Here is a 445-nt window from a genome sequence, read left to right on the forward strand (position 1 = left end):
CGTAGATAGGACAAATAAATATATTCGCCTGTCTTTCGCTCATACTTTCAGCTTTCTGTTTGTTGTTAGAAGTCTTGAACTTCTGTTCTACAGTCTTGCTTGTGTCAATATGTCAAAGATCTTTTCGAGGACTTGCCTCGGAGTGGAGAATATCGGGGTCGAACCGATGACCTCTTGCATGCCATGCAAGCGCTCTAGCCAACTGAGCTAATCCCCCTCATAGAGAGTAGTAGTGCAGATTTTTCACCTGAATCACATTGACCTTGTGGTCGATGTGTAGTCCCAGGCAGACTTTGCCTAAACCACATTGACCTAACGGTCGATGTGTAGTCCCAGGCAGACTTGAACTGCCGACCTCCACATTATCAGTGTGGCGCTCTAACCAACTGAGCTATAGGACTGTCTGACTCGGCGTTCAATTAACCTGTGGGCTTAACTGCGCCCA

Annotated in this window: 2 tRNA genes; both read right to left on the reverse strand. The window is 47.0% G+C overall.

Annotation, left to right across the window (positions count from 1 at the left end):
* Positions 1 to 143: 143 nt before the first annotated feature.
* Positions 144 to 217, reverse strand: a tRNA-Ala gene (locus tag CIK95_RS05635).
* A 110-nt stretch (positions 218 to 327) separates the two neighbouring features.
* Positions 328 to 401, reverse strand: a tRNA-Ile gene (locus tag CIK95_RS05640).
* Between the last annotated feature and the right edge of the window lie 44 nt (positions 402 to 445).

The organism is Prevotella sp. P5-108 (assembly GCF_002251385.1).
In the GTDB taxonomy this organism is placed as follows: Bacteria; Bacteroidota; Bacteroidia; order Bacteroidales; family Bacteroidaceae; genus Prevotella.